Origin of the sequence: Azoarcus indigens (assembly GCF_004361735.1) — a bacterium.
In the GTDB taxonomy this organism is placed as follows: domain Bacteria; phylum Pseudomonadota; class Gammaproteobacteria; order Burkholderiales; family Rhodocyclaceae; genus Azoarcus; species Azoarcus indigens.
This window is the reverse complement of the sequence record NZ_SNVV01000030.1, coordinates 1-19544: the sequence shown is the minus strand read 5'-3', so window position 1 is coordinate 19544 and position 19544 is coordinate 1. Positions and strand designations below refer to the sequence as shown.

The following is a 19544-nucleotide window of genomic DNA, read 5'->3' as shown; positions in this document are numbered from 1 at the left end:
GGTCGGCGGCAGGGCCGGCTCAGGCCTTCACCGCGTCCAGCAATTCCCGCACCGCCTGGGCGCGCTGCTTGAGCACCGGCAGGTCGACCTTGCGGATCAGCCTGTCCGGGCCGGCCATGCGGGTGTTCTTGTCTTTCTGGATGAGGAAGATGACCTTGGCCGGGTCGATGGGCGCCGCCGGGCCGAACTGCACGCTGATCTGCGCTTCGGAAGCGTCCAGCTTCTGCACGTGCCACGGCTTGAGCAGCAGGCGCAGGCGGTGTGTCTCGATCAACGCCTGGGTCTGCGGCGGCAGTTCGCCGAAGCGGTCTATGAGCTCCTCCTGCAGGCTGCGCAGTTCGTCCTCCGCGTCGCAGTTGGCCAGGCGCTTGTACAAGGTCAGGCGCTCGCCCACGTCCGGGCAGTAGTCGGTGGGCAGCAGGGCGGGGGCGTGCAGATTGATCTCGGATACCACCTCCAGCGGCTGCGACAGGTCCGGCTCCTTGCCGGCCTGCAGGTCCTTCACCGCGCGCTTGAGCATCTCGGTGTAGAGGCTGAAACCGACCTGCTGGATTTCGCCGGACTGGTTCTCGCCCAACACCTCGCCGGCGCCGCGGATCTCCAGATCGTGCATCGCCAGGTAGAAGCCGGAACCTAGCTCTTCCATCATCGAGATGGCTTCCAGCCGCTTTTGCGCCTGGGCGGAAGGCTTGGCGTTCGCGTCGGTCAGCAGGTAGGCGTAGGCCTGGTGGTGGGAGCGGCCGACGCGGCCGCGCAGCTGGTGCAGCTGGGCGAGGCCGAAGCGGTCGGCACGGTTGATGATGATGGTGTTGGCGGTGGGGATGTTGATGCCGGTTTCGATGATGGTGGTGCACAGCAGCAGGTTGGCGCGCTGCTGGGTGAAGTCGCGCATCACCCGCTCCAGCTCGCGCTCCGGCAGCTGGCCGTGGCCGACGACGATGCGCGCCTCCGGCAGCAGTTCCGCCAGGTCGTTGCGCATGTTCTCTATGGTGTCCACCTCGTTGTGGAGGAAGTACACCTGGCCGCCGCGCTTGAACTCGCGCAGCACCGCCTCGCGCACGATGCCCTTGCTCCAGCGCTGCACGAAGGTCTTGATGGCGAGGCGCTTCTGCGGCGCGGTGGCGATCACCGAGAACTCGCGCAGGCCTTCCATCGCCAGCCCCAGCGTGCGGGGGATGGGCGTGGCGGTGAGGGTGAGGATGTCCACCTCGCTGCGCAGCTGCTTCAGCGTTTCCTTCTGGCGCACGCCGAAGCGGTGTTCCTCGTCGATGATGACCAGGCCCAGGCGCTTGAACACCACATCCTTCTGCAGCAGGCGATGGGTGCCGATGATGATGTCCACCTTGCCCTCGCCGAGTTGTACCAGCGCTTCCGCCTGTTCCTTGGCCGACTTGAAGCGCGACAGCTCGGCAATTTTGATCGGCCAGTCGGCGAAGCGGTCGGCGAAGGTCTGGTAGTGCTGTTCGGCCAGCAGCGTGGTCGGACACAGCACCACCACTTGTTTGCCGTCGGCCACGGCGATGAAGGCGGCCCGCAGCGCCACCTCGGTCTTGCCGAAGCCGACGTCGCCGCACACCAGGCGGTCCATCGGCCGGCCGGACTTCATGTCGGCCACCACCGCGTCGATGGCGGCCTGCTGGTCGGGCGTGGTGTCGAAACCGAAAGCCTCGGCGAAGGCTTCCAGATCGTGCTGCTTGAAGTCGAAGCGGTGGCCGGGGCGCGCGGCGCGCTGGGCATAGAGGGCCAACAATTCGGCGGCAGTGTCGCGCACCTGCATCGCCGCCTTCTTCTTCGCCTTCTCCCACTGGCCGGAGCCCAGGCGGTGGAGATCCACCGCCTCCGGGTCGGCGCCGGCGTAGCGGGTGATCACATGCAACTGCGATACCGGCACATAGAGCTTGTCGCCGGCGTTGTATTCCAGGTGCAGGAACTCGGTGTCGCCTTCGCCGAGGTTCATGTGCACCAGGCCGAGGTAGCGGCCGATGCCATGGGAGACGTGCACCACCGGGTCGCCGATCTTGAGCTCGGAGAGGTCGCGCAGCCAGCCTTCCATCGTCGCCGCCTTCTTCGCCTCGCGGCGGGCGCGGCTGCGGGCGGTGGTGGCATAGAGCTCGGCCTCGGTGACGACGGCGATGCCTGCCTCCGGCAGCAGGAAGCCCGCAGCCAGCGGGCCGACGCCGAGGGCGAAGGCGCTGCCGCTATCGACGAAGGCATGGAAGTCGGCACTGGCGCTGGGCTTGAGGCCATACTCGGCGAGGTATTCGGAGATGGTTTCGCGGCGGCCGGGAGAGTCGGCCAGCAGCAGCACGCGGCCGCCCTGGCTGCACCATTCGCCCTGCAGCAGCGCCTTCAGCTTGTGCAGCGGATCGCTGGCCTTGCGCTCCACCGCCAGTTCCGGCAGGGCCCGCGCGGCCTCGCCCGCGGCGCCGGAGGCCAGCGTGAGCCGGGGCCGGTTCTTCAGCGCAAGGAAAAAGGCTTCTTCCGAAAGGAAGAGCTGCTCCGGCGGCAGTACCGGCTTGCTGCGGTCGCCCTTCAGCAGGTCGTGGCGGGAGCGGGTGTCGCGCCAGAACTCGGCGATGGCGGCGGAAACGTCGCGGTGCAGCAGCACCGGGGTGTCGACCGGCAGGTAATCGAACAGCGTGGCCGTCTCTTCGAAGAACAGCGGCAGGTAGTACTCGATGCCCGCCGGCGCGATGCCGTTGGAGACGTCCTTGTAGATGGAGGCCTTGGACGGGTCGCCCTCGAAGGTTTCGCGGAAGCGGCTGCGGAAACGGGTGCGGCCGCCATCGTCCAGCGGAAACTCGCGCGCCGGCAGCAGGCGGATTTCCTTGGTCGGGTAGACGGTGCGCTGGGTGTCGGGATCGAAGGTCTTGATGCTCTCGATCTCGTCATCGAAGAGGTCGATGCGGTAGGGCAGCGGCGAGCCCATGGGGAAGAGATCCACCAGCCCGCCGCGCACCGAGAACTCGCCCGGGCTCACCACCTGCGTCACATGCGCGTAGCCGGCCAGCGCCATCTGCGCCCGCAGCTGCTCCACGTCCAGCTTCGTACCCTGCTTGAGGAAGAAGGTGTAGGCGGCCAGGTAGGCGGCTGGCGCCATGCGGTAGAGGGCTGTGCTGGCCGGCACCAGTACCACGTCTGCCTCGCCGCGGCTAATGGCGTAGAGGGTGGACAGGCGCTCGGAGATCAGGTCCTGGTGCGGGGAAAAGCTGTCGTAGGGCAGGGTTTCCCAGTCCGGCAGCAGGTGCAGTCGCAGGCCGGGCGCCAGCCAGGCCAGTTCGTCCTGCAGGCGCTGGGCGTCCAGCGGGTTGGCGGTGACCACGGTGAGCATCTGTCCGCGGCTGGCAAGCTGGGCGAGCGCCAGCGCATCGCTGGAGCCGGCCAGGGGGGGGAGATCCAGCCTGCCGCCCGGCTTGGGCAGGGGCAGCGCGGAGAGACCGGGAAGCAGGGCGTCGAAACTGGGCATGAACTCGGGCCGCGGCGGTGGGCACGCGGCGCGGAAACGGGATGGAATGAGGCCGGATTATAGAGGAAGGCCCCGCCGCCAGCGCCGCCGGAAGGCTGGGGGACAAGTCGTAGCGCGAGACGCGGCGCGGCTTTCAGCGTGGCTCGAGCACGAGGCCGGACTCAACCGGCTCAGGCGTAGACGTCTACGCTGCGGCCGGAGGGCGCAGAGTTGCCGTAGGCGCGGGAGAGATCGTGCACCGGCGTGGCGGGGTCTTCCTGCTCGCTGCCACGCTGGGCTTCCTCCGCTCGCAGGGCGACGATCTCGGCCCGGGCTTCGGCTTCCATCGCGCGGGCCTTGGCGGCCACTTGCCGGTCCTGGCTGGAGGGATCGGCTGGCGCCAGCGCGGCGGCGGCGATCTGGCGCGCCTTGTCGGCGGTCTCCTCCGGGGTGCTGCCCTCGGAAGTGTCGATGCGGACTTCGCCGCCCACGGCGTAGCGCTCGCCATCCGGGCCGGTGCGGAAGGAGTAGGTCGCGCCGCTGGTGACGAGGCCGCCGCCGGCGGCTACGTGCGCGGCCTCATGCGCACGGACTTCGCGGTCCCGCGCCTCCAGTTCGGCGACTTCGCGTTGTTCCGCCTCGGTCAGCGCCTCCTCGCGCGCCAAGCCTTGTTCCTTCCCTGCGCTGGAGCGGGAATCGATGGGCGGGTGGACGTGGCCGGAAGAGGAAATGCCGGAGATGCTCATGCACGCAGGGCTGCAACTGGAGGCAACGCTTCGAGCTTAGTCGCCGATGCCGGGCTTCGGTAGCGCGTTCGTCGGGCTGGGCGGCGGGACCCAGCGAAGCTCAATCCGGTTGATGGGGCGGGGCCGAGGGCGAGGCGAGGGGCGCGTCTGCATCAGCCGCGGGCGGTTCGATGATCGCGGGCGGACGTTCCGGCAGGTGGGCGATCAGCCATTCGGCGGCAAGCCGGGCGCCGGCGTGGATGTCAGTGTCGTCCGCATGGCTGAAATCGCCAGTGTTCAGCGTCTTCCAGCTGCGGGTGGCGGTGATCAGGTCGTAGGCCTGGCGCAGCATCTCCAGGCCTTCATCGCGGCTGCCGACGATGAAGCTCACCGGCCTTACCAGGGTGCGCAGCGGCGCGGCGCCGGCGAGGTCGGGCCGGCCGCCCAGGCAGGCGAGGGCACCGAAACACTCGGGCGACTTGGCCGCCGCACGGATGGCGGCGCCGCTGGCGGTGCCGAGGGAAACAAGGCCGATGGGCAGCCCGATCAGCGGTGGCTGATGCAGCACCCAGTCGGCGGTGGCCAGTACCCGGTTGGCCAGCAGGGGGACATTGAAGTGGGCGTCGGGATCGCGGCTCTCCTCGTAGTGGCTCAGGAGATTCATCGTCAGCGTGGCAAAGCCGGCCTCCTGGAGGGTGGCGGCGATCAGCGACTCGCGGGCGCGGGCGGGATGGTGGGCGTTGGGTTGCAGGATGATGGCCAGCGCGCGTACATCCGGGGCATGGGAGAGCAGGCCATCTAGCCAGATGCCTTCGGTTGGCAGACTGATCAGCGTGTGGCGGAGCTTCACGGGCGCTTCTTCTCGGCTGGGGCCGCGGCCGGGGCCGGCCGCAGGCGTTGGGCCAGCATGGCACAGCCGCCCGATGCGGGCAAGCCGGCTCAGGCGGGCCTTGCGGCGTGTATCGCGATGGGAATGCGGCGCGGGCCGAAGGGCTTGCCGTAGGGGCCGAAGCGGCCGGCGAGACGAGTGCCGCAATGGGAGCAGGCGCCCTCGGCAGTCAGGTGGTAGTCGAGGATCCGGTACCAGTCCCGCACGATCAGCACCTCGCCGCACTGGCCGCAGCGGGTGGTGCCGCCGGCGGGGTCATGGACGTTGCCGGTATACACGTGCTTGAGGCCTGCGTCCTGCGCGAGCCGGCGGGCGCGACTCAGCGTCTCCGGCGGCGTCGCCGGCACGTCGCGCATCTTGTGGTCGGGATGGAAGGCGGTGAAGTGCAGCGGCACCTCGTCGCCGAGTTCGCTGCGGACCCAGCGTGACAGCGCCTGTAGTTCCGCCTCGCTGTCGTTGTGCCCGGGGATCAGCAAGGTGGTGATCTCCAGCCAGACGTCGCTGTGGTGGCGCAGCCAGACGAGCGTATCCAGCACAGGCTGCAGATCGGCGCCGCAGAGCTGGCGGTAGAAGGCCGGGCTGAAGGCCTTGAGGTCCACGTTGGCCGCATCCATGCGGGAGAAGAAATCCCCCCGTGCATCTGGCGTGATATAGCCGGCCGTGACCGCTACGGTGGCGATGCCGCGTTCATGGCAGGCGTCGGCGATGTCCATCGCGTACTCGGCAAAGATCACCGGGTCGTTGTAGGTGAAGGCGACGCTGCGGCAACCATTGCGCTGGGCGGCGAGGGCGATGTCGTCCGGCCGTGCCTGGTCCATCAGCCGGTCCATGTCGCGGGATTTGCTGATGTCCCAGTTCTGGCAGAACTTGCAGGCGAGGTTGCAGCCGGCGGTGCCGAAGGAGAGCACGCTGCTGCCAGGGTAGAAGTGGTTGAGCGGCTTCTTTTCGATCGGGTCGATGCAGAAGCCGGAGCTGCGGCCCCAGGTAGTGAGGACCAGACGGCCGCCATCGTTCATGCGCACGAAGCAGGCGCCGCGCTGGCCTTCGTGCAGATGGCAGTAGCGCGGGCACAGATCGCACTGGAGGCGCCCGTCGTCCAGGGCGTGCCAGTAGCGGGCGGGGTGATTGCTGCTGGGTTCCATCGCTGTGCCGGCCTGAACAGTCCTAGCTTTCAGGCTAGCACGGTGCCGGGGATCTGCCGGACGGCGTCCGGAGACGCTGACGGAAAGTCCTCAGCAGCATTCCTCTTCGAGCTTGTCCAGCAGCAGCAGGCCTTCCTCGTCGTCGTAGGTTTCCAGCAGCTCGCGGATCATGTTGATGTAGCTGTGGACCAGGAAGAGTTCGTCGCAGCGCTCGCTGCTGCGGCCTTCCAGCTTGTCGCGGAACTTGTCCCAGAAGGCGTTGCTCTGGCCCGGCGCGTCGATGTGGCGGCGGATGTAGGTCATCAGCAGTTTGGCGTTGCCGTCGCAGTCGATGCCGCAGAAGGAGATGTAGCGGTCCGGCTTGTCCAGGGCCTCGGCGAAGGGGTTGCTCAGCTGCTGGCTCTTGGGGGGAAGCGGTGCGTTCATGGGGCAGTCCTCGGAGTTGGCGATGGACGCGATTCTGGGGGCCACCCCGTACCGCTGTCTGTCAGCCAGACGACAATTCGCTGCCTTTCGCGCGCCGTGCCAGTTCCGCGGGATCCAGCAGCAGCAGGGCGCGGCGGCCCTCGCGGGCGAGCACGCCGTCGCGCACCAGCTGGCTGATCAGCGAGGACACCGTCTGCCGCGAGGTGCCGAGCAGGCGCGCGATGTCCTCGGTACGCAGCTGCAGCGGCACCCGCAGTCCCATCGGCAGATCGGCGTCCGCGGCGCGCGCCAGGCCCAGCACGAAGTTTGCCAGCCGGGCGCTGACGTCGCGGAAGGCGAGGTTTTCGATGATGTTGATCGAATTGCTGAGCAGCCGGGCGAACACCCGGATGATGGCCGGGGTGAGCTTGGGATCGGAGAGCAGCTGGGCCTGGAAGCGCTTGGTGTCGGCGATCAGCAGGCTGCAATCGCTCACCGCCTCCACCCAGGCACGGGTGTGGCTGGAGAAGACTTCGCCCGGTTCGAGGAAGGCCAGGGTCAACTCCTTGTCGTCGCCGGACAGGAAGACCCGCAGGCGGCCGCTCTGCAGCTGGAATACAGCGTCGTCGCCGCTGCCGGGATAGGTGATGTATTCGCCTTTGGCGTAGCGCCGCAGCTTGAGCTCGGGCAGCTGGAACAGGCCGCCGGCGGCGCCGGGATGGCCGCCGTGTCCACCCTGCCCATGCCCCTTTCCATGTTCATGCGCCTGGGGGGCTGCGTGGGGCGGAGGCAGGTCGGTCGGGCCGGTTTTCATACCCCGTCCGCTCCGGTTTCCGCCCACTTGCGCACTGAGTAACGCGCCGCCATCAAGCGCTCGGCCGGATGGTCCGCCGCCAATCCAAGCTTGTGCTTGAGCGCCGCCAGGAAGCGCGCCGGCTCCGGCAGCTGGGACCAGACTTGCGGCAGGAAGGTGGCGCTGCGGCAGCCGGCGAACAGGATCAGGCCGTCTTCATCCGGACGCAGTTGTGACAGCAGGTCCGCCTCGTCGGCGAAGGCCAGGAAGTCGGGCGCCGACAGCAGCGAGACTTCGATCCTGATCGACGGAAACTCGTCGGCCGACAACGGCGGGAAGCGTGGGTCGCGGCAGGCTCCGACCGCGTTGGCCGCGACATCCTCTGCCAGGCTGCGCTGCGGCCGCAGGCTGCCGATGCAGCCGCGCAGTTCGCCGTCCTTGGTCAGGGTGACGAAGGTGGCGCCGCGTTCGGCCAGCGCGGGCTCGGGCGGCGGTGGCTCGCCCAGGCCGAGATGATGGGCGATGGCCTGGCGGGCGCGGGCCAGCAGCAGCCCGCCGAGTTCAGTGTCTGAGGGCGGCATCGGGGAGGGGATCGCAGAAGGCGATGCTGGCGTAGCCGACGACCCGGCTGCGGTCGCCGGCGGTGTCGCCGGAGTTGCGCAGGTCGAGCAGCCGGGGCACCAGCCCGTGGCGGCGGGCAACCGGAATCAGGCCATTGACCGCCGTGGCGCCGCAAGCCTGTTCATGGTCGATGCCGCCATGCATCAGCAGGATCTGCTGCACCGTCGCGCGGTCGCAGGTGGAGGCCTGGTGGTAAGGGTGATAGTGGGAGAGATCGGAGCTGATGACAATCAGCGTCTCCGCGCCGCCCCATAGTGCTTCCAGCAACTCGCCGGTGGCTTCGGGGGTCGCACGCCCGACAAGCAGCGGCACCAGTTCGAAGCTGTCCAGACAAAGCTGTAGGAAAGGCAACTGCACTTCCAGGGAGTGCTCCAGCGCATGCGGGCGGTCGTCGACGACCACGTCTGGCCTCTCCTGCAGCACCAGCCAGTCCTCCCGGGCAATCGGGATCTCGCCCAGCGGTGTGGCAAAGGCCTGCGCCGCCGGTAGCGCGAAGCCGTTCACCGGCATGCGATGCGCCGGGCCGAGCAGCACGACGCGGCGGATCTGCTGCCGCAGCGCCCCCAGGCTGGCGTAGGCCGTGGCGGCCACTGGCCCGGAGTAGATGTAGCCGGCATGGGGCACCACCAATGCCTTGGGCATGGGCGCCTCGTCGAGCGCGACCGCGGACGAGAGCATTTCGCCGATCTGGGCACGCAGCACCCGATCATCGGCGGGGTAGAACTGGCCGGCGACGGCAGCCGGACGGACGGAAGCGATGGCCATGGCGTGAATGGAACTATGGACAGGTGACATGGAGCAAAAACCGCGCCCGCATTGCGGACTTGATCTTCGATTATAGGCGCGGCGCGCGGCAGGCCCACCAGCCGGCGGCTGGATCGAGCGGATGTCGGCAAGGCACGGTGTTGCGCCGACGCATATGGAGAAGGAGATTGCGGCGGGGAAGGGCGCGGTTAGAATCCGCGCCATGCAAAATTTCCATCCCCGCCATTTCGCCCTGGTGCCCGCTGCCGGTAGCGGTTCGCGCATGGGTTCGGCCCTGCCGAAGCAGTATCTGCCGCTGCTCGGGCGGCCGCTCTTGTTTCACACCCTGTCGGTGCTGTGCCAGGCGCCGGACATAGACAAGGTCTTCGTCGTGCTGTCGGTGGGTGACGCTGAGTGGGCCAGGCACGACTGGAGCGAACTCGGCCCCAAGCTGGTGCCCATGTTCTGCGGCGGTCCCAGCCGGGCGGACAGCGTGCTGGCCGGCCTGCGCGCCATCGCCAACGAGGCGGAGCAGTCCGACTGGGTGCTGGTGCACGACGCCGCGCGCCCCTGCCTTGCACCCTGGCACATCGACAAGCTGATACGCGAACTCGCCGGCGAAGAGGTCGGCGGTCTGCTGGCGGTGCCGGTGGCCGACACCTTGAAGCGCGCCGACAGCCAGCGCCACGTTGCCGCCACTGTGCCGCGCGACAGCCTGTGGCAGGCGCAGACGCCGCAGATGTTCCGCTACGTGATGCTGCGCCGGGCGCTGGAGAGCGCACGTGAAGTCACCGACGAGGCCAGCGCGCTGGAAGCCGCCGGCCTGCATCCGCGGCTGGTGGAAAGCGATGCGACCAACCTGAAGGTGACCTGGCCGCTGGACCTGCACCTGGCCGAGTGGATACTGCAGAACCGCGAGGAGAACATGGAATGAGCGTGCCTTTCCGCATCGGCCAGGGTTTCGACGTGCATGCCCTGGTACCCGGCCGGCCGCTGATCATCGGCGGCGTCAGCATTCCCTTCCCCCAGGGATTACTGGGCCATTCCGACGCTGACGTGCTGCTGCACGCGGTGACCGATGCGGTGCTGGGCGCCGCCGGCCTGGGCGACATCGGCCGCCTGTTCCCGGATACCGATCCCGCTCATGCCGGCGCCGACAGCCGCGTACTGCTGCGCGAGGCGTGGTCGCGGGTGCGCGCGGCAGGCTGGCAGGTGGTCAATGTGGACGCGACGGTGATCTGCCGCGCGCCGCGCATCCTGCCCCATGCGCCGGCCATGGTGGCCAACATCGCGGCCGATCTGGAGATGGAAGCGGCAGCAGTCAACATCAAGGGCAAGACCACCGAGAAGCTGGGCTTCACCGGCCGCGGCGAGGGCATTGCAGCGCAGGTCGTCTGCCTGCTCGCCCGCGCTGGGTGAGAGGCGGGCAAGCGGCAGACTGCGATGAGCGAGCCCGCCCGGGTGTTCTTCGCCTGCTGGCCCTCGCCCGTGCTGGCCGCGGCGATCCACCGTCAGGCGCTCCGGCTGCAGCAAAGCTGCAAGGGCAGGGTGATGCGGCCGGACACCCTGCACATGACCTTGGCCTTTCTCGGCGATGTCGAACGCCACCGCCTCCCCGAACTTCAGGCGGTGGCATCCCGGCTGGCCGCCGCGCCTTTCCGTTTCGGCTTGACGCGTCAGGGTAGCTGGCATGGGCATCGCATCGTCTGGCTGGCGCCCGGGGAGGTGCCAGCGCACTTGCATCTGCTGCAGGCGAGTCTGTGTGCCGAACTGCGCAGCGCTGGATTCCAGCTGGAGGAGGGCAGCTACAACCCGCATGTGACGATACTGCGCAATGCCCGGAGCGCGCCGGGGAATGCGTGCTGCGGGGACGGGCTGGAGTGGACGGTGGACGCCTTCCGGCTGGTCGAGTCGCAACGGCTGCCGGAGGGGGCCAGCTACCGTACGCTGGGAGAATGGCCACTGGTAGGTTTGAGGGCGCCGGAATGAATGCGGGGCGCCAAGCGCCCCGCGGTGGTCGGGCCGTCCGGAGCGGCCCTCGCGCCTCCCTGAGGGAGGCAGTCGAAATCAGAGGTAGATCGCGGTGGAAAGGCGCATGGCCAGTTCCGGTTCAGGCGTCTTGGTGTAGTCCTTTTCGAAACGGTCCGAGACGAGCTGGGCCGTGGGCCCGTCCATCACGGTATTGAGCATCCCCATGAACGCCGGCGGGGCGACGATGATGGCGCGGCGGAACGCGTTCTGCGCCCGCCCCAGGTAGAGTGTCTGTGCGATCTCCTGCGCGAATACCTTGGCCTCGTGTTGCTTCGGCAAGGTTTGCGGCTGCTTGGCGCCCCCGGAGACACCACCTGCTGCCATGCTGCCGGGGCGGTCGGTTACGAGGTCGGCGTTTTTCCGGCGGCTCGCCGGATGGATTAGTTCCTTTACCAGCTTCAGGCCCTTGTTCGGGCCGAGGTTCGCATACAGCTTCGCCAGGCTGGCGTTGGCAACCAGAATCCAGGTAATGGCCATGTGACACCCTCCGTTGCAAGAACAAATCACCGCCGCAAAAGCGGTAATTCCAGCTTAGGCAGGCGAATGGGGGAGTGCCAAACGGCTTCGATCCCGCAATGTGAAAAACTATTCCCAGGAATGGATCGGGCCGCCGAAAACCCCGTGAACAGGGGGTTTGCGACAAATGAATTTTTATTACCTTTGCTGCAGTCCGAGCCGTCTGGCCTCACCGGCGGCCGGGTCCAGCCGGTAATACCGGGCCAGTTGCAGGTAAACCTCGGGAAAGGCTTCCCGCAGCAGCGCAGGGGCCTCGAAGAAGGTTTCCGAGGCCACGGCGAAGAACTCGCCGGGATGTTCGGCGCCATAGGGGTCCAGCAGGGTTTCTTCGCCGGCGTCCACCTGGGCGCAGAATTGCTCGTAGGCCGGCTCGAAGGCCTCCGCCCAGGCCTGGGCCGACATGCCGGGCCGCAGCCGCGGCAGACCGTCTACGCCGCCGTTCTCCATGTCCAGCTTGTGGGCGAATTCATGGATGACGACGTTCACGCCTTCCGGCGCGTCGTCCTCGAACCAGGAAAGCAGCACCGGGCCGCCCTCCCAGGCCTCGCCCAGCACCTCGTCGTCGTACTCGTGCACCACGCCGTCTTCGTCCATTTCCTTGCGCGGAATGACGAAATCACCCGGGTAGACGACGATGCCCACCCAGCCGCTGTAGGCCTGCAGGCCGAGATTGAGCACGGGAAGGCAGGCTTGCAGCGCGATCGCCAGCAGCATCCGGTCGGTGAGCTGCAGGCCGTGGGCGCCGTGAAACTGCTTGATCGTTAGGAATTCGGTGGCCATGGCGCGCAGGCGCAACCTGTCCGCCTCCTCAAGAAAGTCGAGGAAGGGGAGGTTGGCTTCCACCTCCCGCCAGGTTTCCTCCTCGATCCGCGGCGGCGCTTCGCGCAGGCCCAGCCACTGTTTCAGACGCTGCAACATCGTCAGCCCGCCGGCTTGCGGGTGGTGAGAATGATGCCGACGAACACCAGCGCGATGCCGGCGAAGTGGTACCAGTAGGGCCGCTCATCCAGGAACAGCGCTGCCAGGATGGTGGCGAACACCGGCATCAGGTGGATGAAGAGCGAACTGCGGTTGGGGCCGACGGCGGCGACGCCGGCGTTGTAGAACACGTAGCCGAGAAAGCCGGGAAAGATGCCGATGTAGAGGATGCCGCCGATGGCCGGCAGACTCGGATTGATGCTGCGGCCGCCGGACAACTCCCAAGCATAGACCGGCGCCAGCACGATCAGGCCGACCACGGTGAAGGCGGCCAGCATCAGCATCGGATCCACGCCCTGCGGTCGCCACTGCAGCCCGACGGTGTACAGCCCCCAGGTGAGCACCGCGGTGAGCATCCACAGGTCGCCGGTATTCAGGCTCAGCCCCAGCAAGGTTTGCAGGCTGCCGTGGCTTACCAGCATGAGTACGCCGAACAGGGAGACCAGCACGCCCCAACCCTCCATGGCCGATAACCGCTTGCCGAGCAGCAGGAAGGCCAGTGCGATGGTGGCGACCGGGATGAAGGAGTTGAGCAGGGTGGCGCTGGTGGCGGTGGTGTATTGCAGGGCGACGTAGGCGAAGGTGTTGTAGCCGCCGATGCCGACCGCGCCGAGGATGAGCACCGGCCGCCAGGCCTTGCGCAGCAGCGGCCACTGGGTACGCAGAGGGGGCAGGGCGAAGGGCAGCACCAGCGTCAGCGCGATGACCCAGCGCCAGAAGGCTAGCGCGATAGGTGGCACGTCCGCGCGAACCGCGCGGCCCATCACCATGTTGCCTGCCCAGAACAGGGCGGTGAGGGTGAGCAGGAGATAGGGATGGCCAAGCGTGGCACCGCTCCGGAAGGGTTTCATTGCGAGCCGTTTTTATTGTCGAGGCCGGATGATGGCACAAGGCCGGCGGTGCCCACAGGTCGCTGCCGCTAGGTCAGGCGTCGCTGGCGATCCGGCAACTGGCCGGCTGGCCCTGCGCATCCTCCGCCATCAGCGGCTCCAGCAGGGGGGCCAGGGAGCGGGCAAGTTGCACCGCGAGCGAGCTGGTGAAGGCGTATTGCTCCGCGTAGGGCTCGCCGACGTAGGCAGTCAGGGTGCCGAAGAAGCGGTCGCCGACGAGGAAGACCAGCGTGGCGGAGCGGGTTACCACCCGGGAGGAAACGAGCTGGCCTCCCTTGCCGTAGACGTCGTAGCGGTGGTCGCCAGTGCCGGTCTTGCCGCCGACCACCAGCGGACTGCCGTCTGCGCGGTGGAAGACGCCCTTGAGCCTGCGGGCGGTGCCGTTTTCGGCGACATCCACCATCGCGCCGCGCACCACCTCGGTCAACGCTTCCGGCAGCACCTGTTCAGGGGCACCGGGACCGCGAACCAGCTCGGTTTCGTAAGGCGTGCCAGCGGCGAAGTGCAGGCTGTCCAGGCGGACCACGGGCAGGCGCTTGCCCTTGTTCACGATGATGCCCACCAGTTCCGCCAGCGCGGCCGGGCGGTCCGCCGAACTGCCGATGGAGGAGGCGTAGGAGGGCGTCAGCGACTCGAAGGGGTAGCCGAGCCGGCGCCAGCTGTGCCCGATCTCGATGAAGGCTTCGACCTCCAGCAGGCTGCGGATGCGCACATCCTGCGCATTCTTGTGACGGGTGCGGAACAGCCAGGTGTAGACCGCCAGGCGCTCGTCGCCGCTGGCCTCCAGCACCTGCGACAGCGTGGCGCCGGGGTGAGTGCGCAGGAAACCGGCAAGCCAGAGCTCAAGCGGATGGATGCCGGCCAGGTAGCCTTGGTCGGGCAGGGAATAGCGGCCCGGGCCGAAGCGGTCGTAGAGGTCGAGGATTTCACCCTCGCTCAGCTTGTCGCTTTCGCGCAGATGCTTGCCGAGGGCGCTCCCGAACTCGGCCAGGCTGGCTTCCGGCCAGGTGGCACGCAGGATCACCGCCAGCCGCCGCGGCGTCGGCTGCAGTCCCTCCACCATCAGGCTCACGCTCTCGTCCGGGCTGTGCCCCTGGTGCTTGCGGTAGAAGGTGGAGAGGAAGACCTTGCCTTCGCGGTCGGCGAAGCGGTTGAGGTAATCCCGGCGACGCGGGTCGTCCGGGTCGGTGAAAATGCCGGAGGCGGCGGGGTTGCGGGCGACGTGGTAGCGAACGATGTCGCGCATCATGCGGATGAAGACGAGGTTTACCGAGTTGCGGAAGGCCTCGCGCACCGTCATGACCTTCTTGTCGTCTTCGCGGTTGAAGTTGCCGAAGGTGTGCAGCCCGCCGCCGGTGAAGAACTGCTCCTGCGGACTGGCTGAGTAGCGGCGGTCCATGGCCGCTTCCAGCATCGGCTTCAGGCTCCGGTCGCCCGCGGTGGCAAGATAGTCCAGCGCCCAATGGGTGAGGAAGTCGGAGCCCTGCCGGGGAAGGCGGCGCAACTCGGCCGCGTCGCGGCCGGCGTACTCGGTGTGCAGCGCCGCCACGAGTTCCAGGTAGCTCACCAGGGTGCGCAGCTTGGCGGTCGAACCCAGGTCCAGCCTGGCGCCTTCGTTGATGTCGAAGGGCTGGTCGTAGTTGTCCGTCTGCAGCCGCAGGCGGTTTGCGCCGCCGGCGCTCTCGTACAAGGTGAAGCTGAACATCACCTTGGAGGGATCCTGCCCCTCGGAGAACATGCGGAAGCCGTACAGGCCGGCCGCGCGGGCACGGTCCGGGTCGCCCAGTTCGCGCAGCACCGCGGTGACGTTGCGCTGGACCTCGCCGTGCAGCGTGCTGGATGCGGAAAGATCCAGGCGGTCCAGGTCATACAACCGCGGCACGCCCAGCAGGCCGGAGAGGTGGGTGCGCAGCGAGGTGACCGCCTTGCGCGTGACGAAGGCGACCGGCGGCGCGGCCACCGGTTCTTCACGCAGTTTCAGTTGCACTGCCAGTGCTGCGTCCCGCAGCGAGGGCTGGATGACGCCTTCGTCGGCGAGCAAGCGCAAGTGAGCGTCGGTCAGTTCATTGAGCCCCTGGGCGCCGCCCGCCAGGTAGTAGGAGGGACGCCGCTGAGCGATGGTCAGCGACAACGCCTGCTTGAAGGCCAGCGCACGCGTCGGCAGGTCCTCCCCGTTCTCCACCCGGCCGGTTTCCGCAGAGGGGCGGCCGAGGATGCGGTTCACCTCGTCGAAATCCCGTCCGTACCAAGCCCACAGGCCGTCTCCCATGCCGTTGACTTCGCCGAAGCCGGCCTTGGCGGACAAGGGAACGGTATTGAGATAGTCGAGCACGATGCGTTGCCGGGTCTTCAGCGTGTCCTCACCGTCCAGGTAGGCGCGTACCGAGGCGCTGCCCATCTGCCGCAGCTTCTCCCGGCGGCTGCCGGTGCGGCCGTCGGGCGAATGGCGATACTTCTCGATCTGGGTGGCGAGCGTGCTGCCGCCCGGCGTGCTGCGGTCCTCCGCGACAACGCTGATCACCTGGTCCGCCGCCGCCTTGGCGAAACGCCCCCATTCGATGGCCGGATTCCGGCGCGGCTGCGTGGGGTCCAGCAACTCCCGGTTCTCGATGAAGAGCAGGGAATTGACCAGCAAGGGCGGGATATCTTCGAAGCGCTCATAGCCCCGTTCCGGGTAAAGCCCGGCCTGCAGCACCTCGCCCTGGCAATCGAGCAGGCGCAGTCCCGCACGGTTCTTTTCGTGGTAGGCGGGGAACAGGCCGAGATCGGCGAGTTCCACCATGCGGGGCGAGGGGCGCGCCTGCCGGGTCACCAAATGACCGCGCTCGACCAGACGGTCGACGAATGCAGGCATCTGGTTGTAGCCGAGGCGGCTGTCATAGGGGCCGTCGGGAGCGGGCAGGAACTCGCTCGCGCCGGACTGCATCGGGAAGCTCAGCTCCCGGCCCAGCGCGGTGAGGTAGCGCGCCTGCAGGCGGGAGGTCATGAGTTCTTCGGAAACGAAGGCCCCGCCGACGCCGCCGGCAATGATGACCAGTACGGCCAAGGCAATCCAGATGCGCCGGCGGCTGCGAGGCCTGGCTGTATTGTTTTCCGTCATTTCTAGCTGGGGGGCGAAGGCCGACAGGCCTTCGGTGGCGCGATCTTAGCACCTCGAAAGACCCGATATGGGATAATCCCGCCCTATGGTTTCCGTTACTCACGCCGTCTCTCCCAACGATGCCGCTCCCCCGGTAGACCTTCTCTCCGCCGGTCTCTGCGCCAACGATCGCGCGCTGATCGAGAAGGCGCTGGATCTGGCCGCCGAAACTTACGAGGGGCATGTGCTGGGTACGGGCGAATCGGTCTGGACCCACGCGCTCGGCATGGCGCTGATTGCTGCTTCGCTGCGGCTGGACGCAGAAACGCGGATCGCTGCCTTGCTGTTCGCGATCGGCGAATACTTGGATGATGACGTCGATTGCAACGGGCTCATCGAGAGCCGCTTCGGCGGACCGGTGGCGCGCCTTGTGCATGGCCTGTTGCGGTTGAACGGCCTGCGTGTCATCACCCGCGCCACCGCACTCGCCACCGCGCCGGAGATCCGCGCCCAGACTGAAGTGTTGCGCAAGATGCTGCTGGCGATGGTGGAGGACATCCGCGTCGTGCTGCTGCGGCTGGCGTCCCGCACGCAGACCTTGCGCTATTTCACCGAGAACCCGAGCGAGGCCCGCTTCGAAGTCGCCCGGGAGAGCCTGGACATCTACGCGCCGCTGGCAAACCGCCTTGGCGTGTGGCAGTTGAAGTGGGAACTGGAGGATCTCTCCTTCCGTTTCCTGGAGCCGGACACCTACAAGCGCATCGCCAAGATGCTGGACGAGCGGCGGGTGGAGCGCGAGGAGTTCATCCGTAACGCGATCACCCGACTGGGCGAGGAACTGGAAGGAGTCGGCATCAAGGCCGAGATCCACGGCCGTCCCAAGCATATCTACAGCATCTACAACAAGATGCGGGCAAAGCGGCTGGACTTCTCCCAGGTCTATGACATCCGTGCCCTGCGGGTGCTGGTGGCGGAAGTGAAGGACTGCTACACGGTGCTGGGCATCGTGCATCAGCTGTGGCAGCCGATCAGCCAGGAATTCGACGACTACATCACCAAGCCCAAGGGCAACAATTATCAGTCGTTGCATACCGCGGTGCTGGCCGGTGACGGCCGCGCGCTGGAGGTGCAGATCCGCACCTACGACATGCACCGCCATGCCGAACTCGGCGTTGCCGCGCACTGGCGCTACAAGGAAGGCAGCAGCCACGGCGGCGATTACGACGACAAGATCGCGCTGCTGCGCAATCTTCTTTCCTGGCGGGATGAAGTCACCGACTCGGCGAAATGGGTGGAGCAGTTCAAGCGCGCCTCGCTGGACGACACCCTTTATGTGCTGACGCCGCAGGGCAGGGTAGTGGACCTGCCGACGGGCGCGACGCCGGTGGACTTCGCCTACCGGCTGCATACCGATCTGGGCCATCGCTGCCGGGGCGCCAAGGTGGATGGCCATCTGGTGCCGCTGAATACCCATCTGCAGAGCGGCCAGACGGTGGAGATCACTACTGCCAAGGAGGGCGGCCCGTCCCGTGACTGGCTGGACCCGCGCCAGGGCTATGTCGCCACCAGCCGGGCGCGGACCAAGATCAAGCAGTACTTCAGCCAGCAGGAGGAAGAGGAACTGCTGAGCCGCGGCCGCAGCTTTGTTAACCGCGAGATGCAGCGCGACGGCCACGGGCAGGCCAACATCGACGGCCTGGCCGAACGGCTGGGCTTCAAGAACGCGGATGCGCTGTACGTGGCCGCCGGGCGGGGCGAGATCGGGCCGCGAGCGGTGCAGATGGCCCTGCGCGAGGCGGATGCCTCCGCTGAGGCCCCCGCGGAGCCGGAGATCGTCGTAGGCCGCAGCCGTTCTGGCGACAACAGCGACAAGATCCTCATCGTCGGCGTCGGCAAGCTGATGACCTCGCTGTCGCGCTGCTGCAAGCCGGCGCCCCCGGATGCCATCGAGGGTTTCGTTACCCGTGGTCGCGGTGTCTCCATCCACCGAGTGGATTGCCATGATTTCCAACTGCTGGCCCGCCGTCATCCGGAGCGGGTGATAGAGGCAGAGTGGGGCGACCAGGCCTACAACAACAAGCAGGCCGTTTTCCCGGTGGATATCGCGGTCCAGGCGACGGATCGCCAAGGATTGCTGCGGGATATATCGGAAGTGTTGTCCAGGGAAAAGCTCAACGTCATCGCGGTGAATACGCTTACGAAGAAGGGCACTGCCTTCATGCGCTTCACCATGGAGGTAGGCAGTGGCACTCAGATCCAGAAGGTAATCTCGTTAATTCGCGAGGTTTCAGGGGTGATTGACGCACAGAGGAAATAGATTGGGCACCTATTTCTTTTGATTGGCATAAGGCTGTCGGCATTTTTTACATGTTGGTGTTTTTCCATCTGGCGGTTTTTATAAAAGGTCATACATAACACCAAGTTGGGCAATCTGGTCCGCACCTTGCTTTATGCCAGCTGCTTTTTTGACCATCCTGGACCCGCTAACAATGAAGACCGCCATCCTGGCCGCCGCCCTTCTGACGGTGGCCGCGCCTAGCCAAGCCGCCCTGTTCAACTTCACCGGGAATATCACCAATCACAATGATGTGATCCAGGTGTCGTTCACGCTGAACAATGACGCCACCAACGTGCGGGTATGGACCGACTCCTTCCTGGACGGTGTGAACTTCGACCCGATCACCGCATTGTGGAAGGCCGACGGCACCCGGGTAGCCGAGAACGATGATGCTGCTGGCATCGCTCCTGGCCAGACCCGGTTCGACTCTGGTTTTGCTCTCCCCTTCCTGGAAGCGGGCAGCTACATCTTTACCATCGCAACCTACAACAACTGGGCGCTGGGCTATTCCCTGAGCGACGGTTTCACCTTCGACTCCCAAACGCCGGTCGCCATCGGTGACTGGGATCAGCCTGCCAACGGCACCGGCAAGGGCACCTTCTGGAGCGTCTGGCTGGACGGTGTGGATGAGGCTTCCGCACCGGGTAATCCCACCCATGTGCCCGAACCTTCTCTGCTGGCGCTGCTGGCCGCTGCCGGCCTCTCCGGCGTGGCCTTCCGCCGCAAGGCCAAGTGATACGGGCTGGCAGTCATTAAAAAGGGCGCACTTCGGTGCGCCCTTTTTTGGTTCTTCGCGCAATCTGGGGGAAGTAGTGGTTGACGGTTCGGAGGTTGGTAGATTGGCAGTCGCCAAACAAACCGATCCCCTTCCTCTTCCCCGTCATGCGCGATGCTATGTTGGGCGTGGTCTTCTGGGAAGGCCACGTCGTCGATTCATCTCAGGAGCAA

General features: G+C 66.8%; 17 protein-coding genes. 5 read left to right on the top strand and 12 right to left on the bottom strand.

Annotation, left to right across the window (positions count from 1 at the left end; translation table 11 throughout):
* Window positions 1–19: 19 nt before the first annotated feature.
* The 8 genes from mfd to amrB form a co-directional block, all read right to left on the bottom strand.
* The gene (gene mfd, locus C7389_RS22345) at window positions 20–3466 is read right to left on the bottom strand and encodes a transcription-repair coupling factor (protein WP_133594882.1); all 3447 of its coding nucleotides are present in this window, start codon (window positions 3464–3466) and stop codon (window positions 20–22) included.
* Window positions 3467–3636: 170 nt separating this feature from the next.
* Complete coding sequence (locus C7389_RS22340; RefSeq protein ID WP_133594881.1) at window positions 3637–4191, bottom strand: putative metalloprotease CJM1_0395 family protein; 555 nt, start codon at window positions 4189–4191, stop codon at window positions 3637–3639.
* Between the two features lie 100 nt (window positions 4192–4291).
* Window positions 4292–5020 carry a dienelactone hydrolase family protein gene (locus C7389_RS22335; RefSeq protein WP_133594880.1) on the bottom strand — a complete coding sequence of 243 codons (729 nt, stop codon included), beginning with the start codon at window positions 5018–5020 and terminating at the stop codon, window positions 4292–4294.
* Between the two features lie 89 nt (window positions 5021–5109).
* Window positions 5110–6201 carry an AmmeMemoRadiSam system radical SAM enzyme gene (gene amrS / locus C7389_RS22330; protein WP_133594879.1) on the bottom strand — a complete coding sequence of 364 codons (1092 nt, stop codon included), beginning with the start codon at window positions 6199–6201 and terminating at the stop codon, window positions 5110–5112.
* Window positions 6202–6291: 90 nt separating this feature from the next.
* A complete protein-coding gene (gene cowN / locus C7389_RS22325; protein WP_133594878.1) occupies window positions 6292–6627 on the bottom strand; it encodes a N(2)-fixation sustaining protein CowN in 336 nt (111 codons plus the stop codon).
* A gap of 61 nt (window positions 6628–6688) precedes the next feature.
* Window positions 6689–7420: a Crp/Fnr family transcriptional regulator gene (locus C7389_RS22320; RefSeq protein ID WP_133594877.1), complete on the bottom strand. Its 732-nt coding sequence runs from the start codon at window positions 7418–7420 to the stop codon at window positions 6689–6691.
* Window positions 7417–7980: an AmmeMemoRadiSam system protein A gene (amrA, locus tag C7389_RS22315; RefSeq protein ID WP_133594876.1), complete on the bottom strand. Its 564-nt coding sequence runs from the start codon at window positions 7978–7980 to the stop codon at window positions 7417–7419. The genes C7389_RS22320 and amrA overlap by 4 nt, the downstream gene beginning before the upstream one ends.
* Window positions 7961–8785, bottom strand: a complete 825-nt coding sequence (gene amrB / locus C7389_RS22310) for an AmmeMemoRadiSam system protein B (RefSeq protein ID WP_133594875.1) — start codon at window positions 8783–8785, stop codon at window positions 7961–7963. Before amrB ends, amrA begins: the two co-directional genes overlap by 20 nt.
* A 202-nt stretch (window positions 8786–8987) precedes the next feature.
* On the opposite strand from amrB, the gene ispD reads away from it, so the two are divergent.
* From ispD to thpR, 3 genes are read left to right on the top strand one after another with little or no spacing between them, the layout of a single operon-like run.
* Window positions 8988–9698 (top strand): 2-C-methyl-D-erythritol 4-phosphate cytidylyltransferase, encoded by a 711-nt coding sequence (gene ispD, locus C7389_RS22305; protein WP_211168563.1) that lies wholly within the window; start codon window positions 8988–8990, stop codon window positions 9696–9698.
* Window positions 9695–10183 carry a 2-C-methyl-D-erythritol 2,4-cyclodiphosphate synthase gene (ispF, locus tag C7389_RS22300; protein WP_133594874.1) on the top strand — a complete coding sequence of 163 codons (489 nt, stop codon included), beginning with the start codon at window positions 9695–9697 and terminating at the stop codon, window positions 10181–10183. Before ispD ends, ispF begins: the two co-directional genes overlap by 4 nt.
* A gap of 24 nt (window positions 10184–10207) precedes the next feature.
* Entirely contained in the window at window positions 10208–10753 is a 546-nt protein-coding gene (thpR, locus tag C7389_RS22295) for an RNA 2',3'-cyclic phosphodiesterase (protein ID WP_133594873.1), read from the top strand.
* Window positions 10754–10831: 78 nt separating this feature from the next.
* On the opposite strand, the gene C7389_RS22290 is transcribed toward thpR, so the two are convergent.
* From C7389_RS22290 to C7389_RS22275, 4 genes are all read right to left on the bottom strand, one after another.
* A complete protein-coding gene (locus C7389_RS22290; RefSeq protein WP_133594872.1) occupies window positions 10832–11272 on the bottom strand; it encodes a host attachment protein in 441 nt (146 codons plus the stop codon).
* 177 nt (window positions 11273–11449) lie between these two features.
* Window positions 11450–12229, bottom strand: coding sequence for a M90 family metallopeptidase (locus C7389_RS22285; RefSeq protein ID WP_133594871.1), 780 nt, complete (start codon window positions 12227–12229; stop codon window positions 11450–11452).
* A 2-nt stretch (window positions 12230–12231) separates the two neighbouring features.
* Window positions 12232–13140, bottom strand: coding sequence for a DMT family transporter (locus C7389_RS22280; RefSeq protein WP_133594870.1), 909 nt, complete (start codon window positions 13138–13140; stop codon window positions 12232–12234).
* Between the two features lie 73 nt (window positions 13141–13213).
* Window positions 13214–16225, bottom strand: a complete 3012-nt coding sequence (locus tag C7389_RS22275) for a transglycosylase domain-containing protein (RefSeq protein ID WP_246034933.1) — start codon at window positions 16223–16225, stop codon at window positions 13214–13216.
* Between the two features lie 139 nt (window positions 16226–16364).
* Here C7389_RS22275 and C7389_RS22270 point away from each other — a divergent pair, with 139 nt between their 5' ends.
* Both C7389_RS22270 and C7389_RS22265 read left to right on the top strand, forming a co-directional pair.
* Window positions 16365–18575: a RelA/SpoT family protein gene (locus C7389_RS22270; protein WP_133594868.1), complete on the top strand. Its 2211-nt coding sequence runs from the start codon at window positions 16365–16367 to the stop codon at window positions 18573–18575.
* 172 nt (window positions 18576–18747) lie between these two features.
* Entirely contained in the window at window positions 18748–19332 is a 585-nt protein-coding gene (locus tag C7389_RS22265) for a DVUA0089 family protein (RefSeq protein WP_133594867.1), read from the top strand.
* Window positions 19333–19544: the final 212 nt, after the last annotated feature.

What these genes read in the sequence shown, in the direction of transcription:
- C7389_RS22270 (WP_133594868.1), top strand. Translation starts at nt 16,365, where the DNA reads ATGGTTTCCGTTACTCACGCCGTCTCTCCCAACGATGCCGCTCCCCCG.
- C7389_RS22290 (WP_133594872.1), bottom strand. Translation starts at nt 11,272, where the DNA reads ATGGCCATTACCTGGATTCTGGTTGCCAACGCCAGCCTGGCGAAGCTG.
- ispD (WP_211168563.1), top strand. Translation starts at nt 8,988, where the DNA reads ATGCAAAATTTCCATCCCCGCCATTTCGCCCTGGTGCCCGCTGCCGGT.
- mfd (WP_133594882.1), bottom strand. Translation starts at nt 3,466, where the DNA reads ATGCCCAGTTTCGACGCCCTGCTTCCCGGTCTCTCCGCGCTGCCCCTG.
- C7389_RS22340 (WP_133594881.1), bottom strand. Translation starts at nt 4,191, where the DNA reads ATGAGCATCTCCGGCATTTCCTCTTCCGGCCACGTCCACCCGCCCATC.
- ispF (WP_133594874.1), top strand. Translation starts at nt 9,695, where the DNA reads ATGAGCGTGCCTTTCCGCATCGGCCAGGGTTTCGACGTGCATGCCCTG.
- cowN (WP_133594878.1), bottom strand. Translation starts at nt 6,627, where the DNA reads ATGAACGCACCGCTTCCCCCCAAGAGCCAGCAGCTGAGCAACCCCTTC.
- amrB (WP_133594875.1), bottom strand. Translation starts at nt 8,785, where the DNA reads ATGGCCATCGCTTCCGTCCGTCCGGCTGCCGTCGCCGGCCAGTTCTAC.
- thpR (WP_133594873.1), top strand. Translation starts at nt 10,208, where the DNA reads ATGAGCGAGCCCGCCCGGGTGTTCTTCGCCTGCTGGCCCTCGCCCGTG.
- amrA (WP_133594876.1), bottom strand. Translation starts at nt 7,980, where the DNA reads ATGCCGCCCTCAGACACTGAACTCGGCGGGCTGCTGCTGGCCCGCGCC.
- amrS (WP_133594879.1), bottom strand. Translation starts at nt 6,201, where the DNA reads ATGGAACCCAGCAGCAATCACCCCGCCCGCTACTGGCACGCCCTGGAC.
- C7389_RS22280 (WP_133594870.1), bottom strand. Translation starts at nt 13,140, where the DNA reads ATGAAACCCTTCCGGAGCGGTGCCACGCTTGGCCATCCCTATCTCCTG.
- C7389_RS22285 (WP_133594871.1), bottom strand. Translation starts at nt 12,229, where the DNA reads ATGTTGCAGCGTCTGAAACAGTGGCTGGGCCTGCGCGAAGCGCCGCCG.
- C7389_RS22265 (WP_133594867.1), top strand. Translation starts at nt 18,748, where the DNA reads ATGAAGACCGCCATCCTGGCCGCCGCCCTTCTGACGGTGGCCGCGCCT.
- C7389_RS22320 (WP_133594877.1), bottom strand. Translation starts at nt 7,420, where the DNA reads ATGAAAACCGGCCCGACCGACCTGCCTCCGCCCCACGCAGCCCCCCAG.